General features: G+C 69.4%; 13 protein-coding genes. 12 read left to right on the top strand and 1 reads right to left on the bottom strand.

What is annotated here, in order from left to right; translation table 11 throughout:
- Positions 1-904 (bottom strand): cation diffusion facilitator family transporter (locus ER13_RS12980; RefSeq protein WP_035309842.1); only part of this gene is annotated, 904 nt, incomplete at its 3' end.
- Between the two features lie 155 nt (positions 905-1,059).
- Between ER13_RS12980 and ER13_RS12975 the strand changes: the two genes are divergently transcribed.
- The 12 genes from ER13_RS12975 to ER13_RS12920 all read left to right on the top strand — a co-directional run bounded on the left by ER13_RS12975 (position 1,060) and on the right by ER13_RS12920 (position 11,005).
- Positions 1,060-2,232 carry a citrate/2-methylcitrate synthase gene (locus ER13_RS12975; RefSeq protein WP_035309851.1) on the top strand — a complete coding sequence of 391 codons (1,173 nt, stop codon included), beginning with the start codon at positions 1,060-1,062 and terminating at the stop codon, positions 2,230-2,232.
- A 38-nt stretch (positions 2,233-2,270) separates the two neighbouring features.
- Complete coding sequence (locus ER13_RS12970; RefSeq protein WP_035309840.1) at positions 2,271-3,071, top strand: undecaprenyl-diphosphate phosphatase; 801 nt, start codon at positions 2,271-2,273, stop codon at positions 3,069-3,071.
- Positions 3,072-3,118: 47 nt separating this feature from the next.
- Positions 3,119-4,030: a class I SAM-dependent methyltransferase gene (locus ER13_RS12965; protein WP_035309838.1), complete on the top strand. Its 912-nt coding sequence runs from the start codon at positions 3,119-3,121 to the stop codon at positions 4,028-4,030.
- A gap of 34 nt (positions 4,031-4,064) precedes the next feature.
- Positions 4,065-4,799, top strand: a complete 735-nt coding sequence (locus ER13_RS12960; protein WP_035309836.1) for a pseudouridine synthase — start codon at positions 4,065-4,067, stop codon at positions 4,797-4,799.
- Positions 4,800-4,914: 115 nt separating this feature from the next.
- Positions 4,915-5,163: a type II toxin-antitoxin system Phd/YefM family antitoxin gene (locus tag ER13_RS18715; RefSeq protein WP_035309834.1), complete on the top strand. Its 249-nt coding sequence runs from the start codon at positions 4,915-4,917 to the stop codon at positions 5,161-5,163.
- The gene (locus ER13_RS17750) at positions 5,160-5,558 is read left to right on the top strand and encodes a type II toxin-antitoxin system VapC family toxin (protein WP_052005090.1); all 399 of its coding nucleotides are present in this window, start codon (positions 5,160-5,162) and stop codon (positions 5,556-5,558) included. Before ER13_RS18715 ends, ER13_RS17750 begins: the two co-directional genes overlap by 4 nt.
- Complete coding sequence (locus ER13_RS12945) at positions 5,555-6,196, top strand: phosphoribosylanthranilate isomerase (protein WP_035309832.1); 642 nt, start codon at positions 5,555-5,557, stop codon at positions 6,194-6,196. Before ER13_RS17750 ends, ER13_RS12945 begins: the two co-directional genes overlap by 4 nt.
- 77 nt (positions 6,197-6,273) lie before the next feature.
- A complete protein-coding gene (trpB, locus tag ER13_RS12940; protein ID WP_196066414.1) occupies positions 6,274-7,476 on the top strand; it encodes a tryptophan synthase subunit beta in 1,203 nt (400 codons plus the stop codon).
- Entirely contained in the window at positions 7,473-7,931 is a 459-nt protein-coding gene (locus tag ER13_RS12935) for a hypothetical protein (protein WP_035309830.1), read from the top strand. The genes trpB and ER13_RS12935 overlap by 4 nt, the downstream gene beginning before the upstream one ends.
- On the top strand, positions 7,928-8,770 hold the full coding sequence (gene trpA, locus ER13_RS12930) for a tryptophan synthase subunit alpha (protein ID WP_035309828.1): 843 nt from the start codon (positions 7,928-7,930) through the stop codon (positions 8,768-8,770). Before ER13_RS12935 ends, trpA begins: the two co-directional genes overlap by 4 nt.
- 10 nt (positions 8,771-8,780) lie before the next feature.
- Positions 8,781-9,671: an acetyl-CoA carboxylase carboxyltransferase subunit beta gene (locus tag ER13_RS12925; protein WP_008263130.1), complete on the top strand. Its 891-nt coding sequence runs from the start codon at positions 8,781-8,783 to the stop codon at positions 9,669-9,671.
- A gap of 5 nt (positions 9,672-9,676) precedes the next feature.
- The gene (locus ER13_RS12920; RefSeq protein ID WP_231492546.1) at positions 9,677-11,005 is read left to right on the top strand and encodes a folylpolyglutamate synthase/dihydrofolate synthase family protein; all 1,329 of its coding nucleotides are present in this window, start codon (positions 9,677-9,679) and stop codon (positions 11,003-11,005) included.
- Positions 11,006-11,065: the final 60 nt, after the last annotated feature.

Here is an 11,065-nt window from a genome sequence, read left to right as displayed (position 1 = left end):
CCCGGCCGCGGGGATCGGCGTGAATCGGGATGTCGGCGGCGGGAAAGTGGCTGAGCACCCGGGTCTCGGCTTCCACCACGATGGCGTGGGCGGCGTCCAGCGTCAGGTCGGGGTCCAGATCGACGTGCATCTGAACCATCATCACCTGGCCCGCCATGCGGGTGCGCAACTGGTGGACGCCTGAGATGCGCGGGTCGGCGAGGACGGCGTGGATGACGGCGGCGCGGTCCGTCTCGGGCACGGCGCGGTCCAGCAGATGGTCGGCGGCGGCCTTCAACATGCCGGTCGCCCCCCAGAACAGCCAGACGGCGACCACCAGGCCGGCGGCGGCGTCCAGGCCGGGCGCCCCCAGGAAGGCGCCCGAGATCACCCCGATCAGCACCACCAGATTGGCGGCCAGGTCGGCGGCGTAATGGGCGCGATCGCCGGCGACGGCCATGGAGCCGGTCTTCTTAAGGGCCCGGGTCTGCATCCAGACCAGCCAGGCGGTGATGGCGATGGAGACGATCACCACCCCGGTCGCCCAGCCGCCGGAGGTGACGGGACGCGGATCGAAGATGCGCTGAATCCCTTCCCACCCGATGAAGATGGCGGAGGCGAAGACCAGACCGGCCTGGACCATGGCGGCCAGGGCCTCGCCCTTGCCGTGGCCGTAGCGATGATCCTCGTCCGCCGGTGTGGCGGCCCAGCGCACGGCGAAGAAGGTCGCCAGCGAGGCGACCAGATCCAGCACCGAATCCGTCAGCGTCGCCAGGATGGAGACCGAACCGGAGGCGCCCAACGCAAAGGCCTTCAGCACGATCAGCACCAGAGCGACCCCCACCGACAGTCGCGTGATGCGGCGGGTGGCCAGATGAGCGTCTTCAAGGGGCGCGGGTGCGGGAGGAGGAGCGGGCGACGTCATTCCCGCCTCTTGTCGCGCAATCGTGGCGGAATGCCAACCGCAGGCCCTAATTCGAGCGCCTCCTTTGGATTGCGGCGTGCGTTAGCGTTAAGGACACACAACGGCGCTATGTCGAACGCCGTACATAGTTGATGGGCATCAGTCGTGGGGACGACATGAGCGCTGACGAACGCTGGATCGCGCGGAGCGAGGCCCTGACCCGGCTTGGGGTCAAGGCCCAGACCCTGTACGCCTATGTCAGTCGCGGCCGGATCGCCGCCCGACCCGATCCCACCGATCCCCGACGCAGTCTGTACGCCGTCTCCGACGTGGCGCGGCTGTGCGGCGAGGGCGGCGCCGAGGCGGATGGCCCCGAAGTGCGGGCGCCGGTCATGGGGGCGGCGACGCGGGGCGAGGCGGACATCCAGTCCTCGGTGTCGCTGATCGCCGACGGTCGGCTGTTCTATCGCGGTCTGGACGCGGTGCAACTGGCGGCGACCGCGACCATAGAGACGGCGGCGCGCGCCCTGTGGGACGCCCGCGAAACCAATCCCTTCGCCGATCTGAAGCCTCGCATCGACCCCATCGTCGGCGGATCGACCCAGAGGCGGGTCCTGGCCGTGCTGGGCCGCCGCGCCATCGAGGACCGGGCGCTTCGCACTCATGACCCCGTCAGCCTCAAGCGCGAGGCCGCCTCTCTGCTGAGCGAGGTGGTGGACCGCCGGCCCGGGCCGGGCCCCCGCCTGTATCTTCACCAGCGGCTGGCGCGCGGCTTCAAGGCGGCCGAACGCGACAGTCATCTGATCCGTCGCGCCCTGGTGCTGGGCGCCGACGCCGGCCTGGACGACGCGGTCCTGGCGACGCGGGCGGCGGCGGGCGGGGGCGCACCCCTGGCCGGCGCCGTTCTGGCGGGCGCGACCACCCTGGGGGGGACGCCGCTGACGGAAATCGACGATGTCGTGGCCTATGTCGGCGAGGCGCGGCGCGATCCGACCGGCGCGGCGCGGCGCTGGATCGGGCTGAAGGGGTGCGCGCCGGGCTTCGCGGCGGATACGGAATTCGGCCGGGTCGATCCGCGCGCCCCCGCCCTGTTGGATGCGGCGGACCTGACGGCGGACCTGAAGGCGGTCTGGACCGAGGGCGAGGCGGCGGGCGGACTGCCGCCGGGCTTCGGTCTGGCCCTGGCCCTGACGGCGCGCCGACTGGACCTGGGTCCGACGGGGGCGGGGGACCTGTTGATGCTGGGGCGTCTGATCGGCCTTCTGGCCCATGCTGTGGATCAGGCGGCGGACGGCTCGCCTATCCGGGCGAGATTGCGCTATGTGGGGCCCGAGCCGGGCTCCCACTGACGTTTTTCGGTCAGGCGGGCCGGCCCCACGGGGATATCATGTCTGACTGGCTTGCAGCGATCATTCTCGGTCTGGTCGAAGGACTGACCGAGTTCATACCGGTGTCCTCCACCGGCCACATGCTTCTGCTCGGCCATTTCATGGGCTTCCAGAGCTCGGGCAAGACGTTCGAGATCGTCATCCAGCTGGGCGCGCTGCTGGCCATCGTCAGCGTCTATTTCAGGCGGCTGTGGACCCTGGCGACGCGCTGGCCCTTCGACGCGGAGGCGCGGCGCTTCCTGATCGGGCTGCTGGTCGCGTTCGCGCCGGCGGTGGTGATCGGCTTCCTAGCCTATGACTTCATCAAGACCGTGCTGTTCGAGACGCCGCAGGTGGTGTGCGTCGCCCTGATCGTCGGCGGGATCCTCCTGCTGCTGCTGGACCGGATGGACAAGCGGCCGCAGTGGCTGGACGCGAACGCCTATCCGATGCGGGTCTATTTTCTGATCGGCCTTTTCCAGTGCCTGGCCATGATCCCCGGCGTGTCGCGATCCGGCGCCACCATCGCCGGCGGCCTGCTGCTGAAGACCGACAAGCGGTCGGCGGCGGAGTTCAGCTTCTTCCTGGCCCTGCCCACCATGGGGGCGGCGGTGGCCTATGACCTGCTGAAGAACCACAAGACGCTGGATTTCAGCGACGTCGGCCTGATCGCGGTGGGCTTCGTGACCGCCTTCCTGACGGCGCTGGTGGTGGTGCGGTTCCTGCTGGACTTCGTGTCCAAACACGGCTTCGGCCCCTTCGCCTGGTGGCGAATCGTGGTTGGAGTGGTCGGGCTGGCGCTGTTGCAGGCGGGGTTCTGAGTCCCGCGACGCTGGCGAATTGCAGCGTCTGCCTCTAAGGGGCGGGCATGAGCACGCTTCTTTACGGCCGACCGCCGGTCGTCTTCGATCCGCCCAGCACTGGAGCGGGCGCCGCGATCCAGACCTCGCCCCTGATCCCCGGCTCCACCGCGCTTGAGACCGTGCCCGAGGGTTCGGTCGATGACGTCATGATCTACGCCCCGCCCGGTGTGTTGGAGCGGCGCTATGCGCTGGCCCTGGCGCTGAGGGCGCTGAAGGTCGGAGGGCGGCTGGATGTGATGGCGCTCAAGGACAAGGGCGGGTCGCGGCTGAAGAAGGAGCTGACTGGCTTCGGCGTCGAGGTGGGCGAGACGGCCAAGGCGCACCACCGCCGCTGTATTGTGATCAAGCCCGAGACCCTGACCGGGATCGATGAAGCCATAGCCGAGGGGGCGGCGCGGATCGTGCCGGGGTTGGAGGCCTGGTCCCAGCCGGGCGTCTTCGCCTGGGACCGTATCGACGCGGGTTCGGCCCTGCTGGCCCAGCATATGCCGGCGCTGAAGGGGGCGGGCGTCGATCTGGGCTGCGGCTATGGCGCGCTGGCGACGGTGGCCCTGCGGTCGGCGGGGGTGACGTCGCTGCGGCTGATCGATCTGGACCGCCGGGCGGTCGATGCGGCGCGGAAGAATGTCGAAGATCCGCGCGCGAGCGTCGAATGGGCCGACGTGCGCACCATGGCGGCGGACGGCGAGCTGAACTTCGTCGTCAGCAATCCGCCCTTCCACGATGGCGGGGCCGAGGATCGCCGGCTGGGCCAGGCCTTCATCAGGAAGGCGGCCGAATTGCTGAAGAAGGGCGGGGTCGCCTGGATCGTGGCGAACCGGCACCTGCCCTATGAGGCCGAGCTGAATACGGCGTTCAACCGGGTGAGGCTGGTCGCGGATGCGGGCGGGTACAAGCTGTTCGAGGCGGTGAAGTGAGCCCGCGCTCAAGCAGCCCGAAGGGCGATAGCGCATGAAAAAAGTCCCCACCTCTCGCGTCGACCGTCTGCTGGGGTCGATGGGCTATGGGTCGCGGGCCGAGATGGCGCGGATGGCCAAGGCCGGAGGGATCGTGCTGGACGGGGCGGATCTGACGGATGTGTCCAGGCGGATCCCGGTGACGCGCGACCTGCCGACGCGGATGGAGATCGACGGCGAGCCGCTGGATCCGGTGCAGGGTCTGGTGATCCTGCTGAACAAGCCGCTGGGCATGACCTGTTCGCACAAGGAAGAGGGGGCGCTGGTCTATGACATCCTGCCGGGGCGCTGGCGGTCGCGCGATCCGGCCATCTCGACCATCGGACGGCTGGACAAGCAGACCACGGGCCTGTTGTTGCTGACCGACGACGGGGATCTGCTGCACCGGGTGATCAGTCCCAAACGCCATGTGGCCAAGGTCTATCGCGCCGGACTGGCGCGGCCGTTGACGGGGACGGAAGGGGCGCTGTTCGCCTCGGGCGAACTGGTGCTGGAGGGCGAGGACAAGCCGCTGGCGCCGGCCGTGCTGGAGGTCGTGTCCCCGACCGAGGCCCTGCTGACGGTGACGGAGGGCCGCTATCACCAGGTGCGCCGCATGTTCGCCGCCGCCGGCAACCACGTCGAGACCCTGCACCGCGAACGGCTGGGCGGGTTGGCCTTGCCGGCCGATCTGGCGCCGGGGCAGTGGCGGTTGCTGACGCCGGAGGAGATTGCGTCGATCTTCGTCTGAACCGACCGGCGTTTGACGATCCATGCCGCGATGACATGTGGCGAATTCTGGTGGCGTTATTTACCTCGGGTGGCAGGCCTTTGTGGTCCGGTCCCGAAGACGATATGATGGGGGCATGAGCCACTATTCGGTGACAGAAGCACAGGCGGACCTGGCCCGTCTGATCGAGGCCGCCGAGCGGGGCGAGCCCGTCATCATCGACCGCCCCGATCCGGACGTCGAGGTGAAGATCGTGGCGCGCCGCATCCGTCCCGATGGGCCGAACGATATCGAATGGCTGAGAGGCGTGCGCGTACAGCCGCGTCGCGGGCCGGTGAATACGGCGGCGGCATTGGCGGAAATGAAGGAAGAACGCGGTCGGTGAGCGTCTATCTGGACGCCAGCGTCATCGTTCCCTTGTTCGTGCAAGAGAAGACGAGCGAGGCCGTGCTTGCCTGGATGGCGTCTGTCGATAGGGCGATCGCCGAGGTGTCGTCGGCCATGTCGCATCACGTGCGCCGCCGAAGCCTGGATCCCGACGAGCGGAATCTGGCGGAGACGAAGTTCAACATCTGGCTGGATCGTGCGGCGGCGGTGAGAGAGGTCGAGCCTGAGGACGTGACGGCGTGCCGCTTCCTGCTGCACCGACATCCGCGATTGCGGACGCCGGACGCCCTGCACCTGGCCATCGTGCAGCGGCTGGAATGCGATCTCGCCACCTATGATCATGATCTGGCCGATGCCGCGCGTCGGGACGGGGTGAAGGTGATCGCGCCATGACGACCAAGATCAAGATCTGCGGCCTGACCACGGCCGACACCCTGGACGCCGCCCTCAACGGCGGGGCGGATTTCGTGGGGGCGGTGGTGTTTCCCAAAAGCCCGCGCCATCTGGCGCCGGAAGCCGCGGCGCGTCTGTTCGAACGGGCGCGGGGGCGGGCGAAGATCGTGGCGGTGACGGTCGATCCGGACGACGCCTTGCTGGAAGAGATCGCGCGGACGCTGAGGCCGGATTTCATCCAGCTGCACGGGGCGGAAACCCCGGCGCGGGCGGAAACTGTTCGGGCTCTGACCGGGGCGGGGGTGATCAAGGCCCTGCCGATCCGGCATGGCGACGACTTCTTCGCCGCCGACGAATGGGATTATCACGCCGATCACCTGATGTTCGACGCCAAGCCGCCGGAGGGTTCGGTTCTGCCGGGCGGGGTCGGGCATAGTTTCGACTGGACCCTGTTGGCGGACCGGGCGTTTCGCCATCCCTGGTTCCTGGCGGGCGGGCTGAATCCCGACAATGTGGCCGAGGCGCTGCGGATCACCGGGGCGCCGATGCTGGATGTGTCCTCTGGCGTCGAAAGCGCGCCGGGTGTTAAGGACGCCGACCGGATCGCGGCCTTCATCCAAAACGCGCGCCGGACGTAATTACGACGCCTCCCTGCGTGAAAGTTGGACTCGTGAACGCTCAAACCCCCATCCAGACCCCTGATCCCGCCCAGTCGCTGTCCAACGCCTACGCCTGGCCGGACGCGCAGGGACGGTTTGGGCCTTATGGCGGGCAGTTCGTGGCCGAGACCCTGATGCCGCTGATCCACGAGCTGGACGCGGCCTATAAGGCGGCCAAGGCGGACCCCAGTTTCCAGGCCGAGCTGGACGGTTTCCTGACCCATTATGTCGGGCGCGAGAGCCCGCTGTATTTCGCCGAACGCCTGACCGAACATTTCGGCGGGGCGAATATCTGGCTGAAGCGCGAGGACCTGAACCATACGGGCGCGCACAAGATAAATAATTGCATGGGCCAGATCCTGCTCGCCCGTCGCATGGGCAAGACCCGGATCATCGCCGAGACGGGCGCCGGTCAGCACGGCGTCGCCAGCGCGACGGTGTCGGCGCGGTTCGGCCTGCCCTGCACCGTCTATATGGGCGCGGTGGACGTCGAGCGGCAGCAGCCGAACGTGTTCCGTATGCGCCTGCTCGGCTCGGAAGTCTTCTCGGTCACGGCCGGCGCCGCGACCCTGAAGGACGCGATGAACGAGGCGATGCGCGACTGGGTCACCAATGTCTCGGACACCTATTACATCATCGGCACGGCGGCGGGTCCGCACCCCTATCCGGCCATGGTGCGCGATTTCCAATCGGTGATCGGCAAGGAGATCAAGACCCAGTCGATGGCCCGGATGGGCAAGCTGCCGGAGGCCGTCGTGGCCTGTATCGGCGGCGGGTCGAACGCCATCGGCGCCTTCCACCCCTTCATCGACGACGCGACCGTGCGGCTGATCGGGGTCGAGGCGGCGGGTCACGGGCTGGATACGCCGGACCATGCGGCGTCGCTGAAGGGCGGGCGGTCGGGCGTGCTGCACGGCAACCGGACCTATCTGCTGCAAGACGACGACGGAAACATCGTCGAGGGCCACTCGATCTCGGCCGGTCTGGACTATCCGGGCATCGGGCCGGAACACGCCTGGCTGCACGACATCGGCCGGGCCGAGTATCGCTCGGCGACGGACAATGAGGCGCTGGAGGCGTTCCAGCTGTGCTCGAAGCTGGAAGGCATTATTCCGGCGCTGGAACCGGCCCACGCCCTGGCGCGGACGGGCGAAGTGGCGCGCGAAGTCGGCAAGGGCGGCGATATCGTCCTGCTGATGTCGGGCCGGGGCGACAAGGACATCTTCCAGGTCGCCAAACATCTGGGAGTGGAACTGTGATCCGCAGCTTTCTGGCGGCGACCGCCGTCCTGAGCCTTTCGACCGCCGTTCAGGCCCAGGCGCCTGCGCCCCCGGCCGCTCAAGGCCAGCCGGCCGATGTCGGCTTGCTGCCGGGCGCGGAACTGTCGGCCGATTGCGGCGGGCTGAACAATCTGGCCGGCCGCGCTTGGTGCGTCACCGCGCCCCTGGGGCAGGTCGGCGCCCTGGCCGACGCCTACATCGCCGATCTGGCGACCAAGGGCTGGCTGGCGGCGGGCGGCGACGAGAACCGCGTGGTCTTCGTCAAGCGCCGCGAGGCCGGCGGCTGCGACGGCATGCAGATGGTCGCCTTCTACGACACCACCAAGACCGCCGTCGCCGAACTGCCCGCCTATCTGGGCTTCGCCGTCGTGCCCGGCGACGTCTGCGCCCAGCCCGCCGCCGAGAAGCCCGCTTCGGAAACCACGCCGCAATGACCACCGCCCGTATCGACGCCTGTTTCGCCGCGCTGAAGGCCGAGGGCCGTGCGGCCTTTATTCCCTATGTGATGGGGGGCGATCCCTCGCGGGACGAGGCTCTGGAAATCCTGCGCGGCCTGCCCGCCGTCGGGGCTGACATCATCGAACTGGGCTTCCCGTTCAGCGATCCGATGGCCGAGGGGCCGCCGATCCAGCGGGCGGCGATCCGGGGGATGAAGGCGGGTTTCGGCCTGCGTTCGACCATGGATCTGGCGCGGGAGTTCCGTAAGGGCGACGACGCGACCCCCATCATCCTGATGGGCTATCTGAACCCGATCGAGAGCCTGGGCTATGACGCCTTCGCCGCCTATGCGGCCGACTGCGGCATCGACGGGCTGATCGTGGTGGACTGCCCGCCGGAAGAGGCCGGGCCCCTGATCGAAGCGCTGGACAAGGTCTCGATTTCGCTGATCCGTCTGGCGACGCCGACCTCGGACGACGAACGGCTGAAGATCGTGGTCCAGGGCACGTCGGGCTTTGTCTATTATGTCGCCGTCGCGGGCGTGACGGGCGTCAAGGAGGCGAACGCCGAGGTGGTGGCCCCGGCGGTGGAGCGGGTGCGCAAGGCGTCCGGCCTGCCGGTCGCGGTCGGCTTCGGGGTCAAGACGCCGGAGCGGGCGGCCGAGATCGCGCGGGTGGCCGATGCGGTGGTGGTCGGGTCGGCCCTGGTGGACGAGGTGGCGGCGGCGTTGGAGGCCGGGGAACCGGCCGCGCCGCGCGTTCTGGCCCGGGTCAAGGCGCTGGGCGATGCGGTTCGGTCGGTGCGGACTGGTGCATCCCTGGCGGAAACCGTCTAAGAGCCCGCCCATGGTCGACAAGAACAAACCCCAGGAAAAGCGCGGCGGCTGGCTGAGCCGTTTCGCGCCCGGCGTCCGCAAGATCGTGTCGCGTCGCGACACCCCCGACAATCTGTGGGTCAAGGACCCCGACACCGGCGAGATGCTGTATCGCTCGGATCTGGAGGCCTCGCTGTGGGTCACGCCGTCGGGCCGCCATATGCGGATCGACGCGCCGACGCGGCTGAAGGCTACGTTCGACGGCGGTCAGTATGAGTCCATCGACACGCCGGATGTGCCGGAAGACCCGCTGAAATTCTCGGACGGCAAGCCGTACAAGGACCGGCTGAGCGCCGCGCGCAAGGCGGCGGGGCGCAAGGACACCATGGCCATCGGCTATGGCGTCGTCGGCGGCCAGGAAGCTGTGGTGATCGTCCAGGACTTCACCTTCATGGGCGGGTCGCTGGGCATGGCGGCGGGCGAGGCCTTCATCAAGGCGGCGCGCGAGGCCGTGGCCCGCAAGGTTCCGATGGTCTGTTTCACCGCCGCCGGCGGGGCGCGGATGCAGGAAGGCGCCCTGTCGCTGATGCAGATGGCGCGCACCACCCTGGCCATCCAGGAGCTGAAGGCCGCGACCCTGCCCTACGCCGTGGTCCTGACCGATCCGACGACGGGCGGCGTGACCGCCTCCTACGCCATGCTGGGCGACGTGCATCTGGCTGAGCCGGGCGCCCTGATCGGCTTCGCCGGTCCGCGCGTGATCGAGGCCACCATCCGCGAGAAACTGCCGCCGGGCTTCCAGCGCGCCGAATATCTGCAGGAAAAGGGCATGGTCGACCGGGTGGTCGTGCGCGCCGACCTGCCGCGCGTCCTGGGCCAGATCCTGTCCATGCTGATGGGCGGAAACCGTCAGGCGGCCTGACGGCCTTGGACCCGATTTCCGAGCGGCTGCGCGCGCGACATCCGCAGAGGATCGATCTGTCGCTGGATCGGATGAAGGCCCTGTGCGCGGCGCTGGGCGATCCGCAGCATAGACTGCCGCCGGTGGTCCATGTGGCGGGGACGAACGGCAAGGGGTCCACGGTCGCGATGATCCGGGCCATCGCCGAGGCGGCGGGGCTGAGGGTGCACGCCTACACCTCGCCCCATCTGGTGCGGTTCAACGAGCGGATCCGGCTGGCGGGTCGGCTGATCGAGGACGATGCGCTGAACGCCGTGCTGGACCGGATCGAGGCCGCGATGGCCGAGACGGGCAGCGAGGCGACGGTGTTCGAGAGCACCACAGCCGCCGCCTTCCTGGCCATGGCCGAGACGCCGGCCGACCTGGCCATCGTCGAGGTCGGGCTGGGTGGGGTGCTGGACGCCACCAATGTGATCGAACGGCCGCTGCTGAGCGTGATCGCCCCGGTCGACTACGACCATGCGGAGTTCCTGGGCACTGACCTGGCCGGGATCGCAGCGGAGAAGGCCGGTGTGCTGAAGGCGGGGGCGCCGGGCGTGATCGCACGCCAGCAGGAGGCGGCCATGGCCGCCATCGAACGCGCCGCCCAGGCGGTCCATGCGCCGCTGACGGGCATGGGCGTGGATTTCGACGCCTGGGCCGAGCGGGGCGGGATGGTGTTCCAGAACCAGGAACGGTTCCTGGACCTGCCGGCGCCGGGCCTGGCGGGCGCGCACCAGATCGACAATGCGGGCGTGGCCGTGGCGGCGGCCCTGGAGCTGGACCTGCCCGAGGCGGCGATCGCGCAGGGGCTGAAGGCCGTGCGCTGGCCCGCGCGGCTGCAGAGGATTTCGGCCGGTCCGTATGGCGAGGCGGCGAAGGCGGCCGACGCCGAACTGTGGCTGGACGGGGGGCATAATCCCCACGCCGGGCGGGCGTTGGCGGCGTTTCTGGCCGAGCGTCAGACGCGGGCGCCGCGTCCGCTGGCCCTGATCTGCGGCATGCTGGCGAACAAGGACGCGGGTGGTTTCTTCGCCGCCTTGAAGGACACGGGCGCAACGGTCTTCACCGTCGGCTTCGACGGGGCGGCGGCCGAGCCGGCGGCCCTGGCGGCCGTGGCGCGCGGGCACGGGCTGGCGGCGACGCCGGCGGGATCGGGCGGCGAGGCGGGGGGACTGGCGCCGCGGGTCGGGGCGGGGGGGGGGGCGAGCTGCGGGGCGCCGGATTTGGGCCGGGGGGGGCCGGGGGGCCGCCCCGGGGCCCCGGCCGGGGAAAAGCCCGACTTTCCCCCCCCCCCCGGGGGGCGGGTCTCTTAAACCTCCTCCGCTGCCCACGGCCCCCCACGTGGTGGACGCCCGCGGCGCGCCCCACGTCTA

It is taken from the genome of Brevundimonas sp. EAKA, from assembly GCF_000698025.1.
Classification (GTDB): domain Bacteria; phylum Pseudomonadota; class Alphaproteobacteria; order Caulobacterales; family Caulobacteraceae; genus Brevundimonas; species Brevundimonas mediterranea_A.
This window is presented reverse-complemented; position numbering and strand designations above follow the sequence as displayed.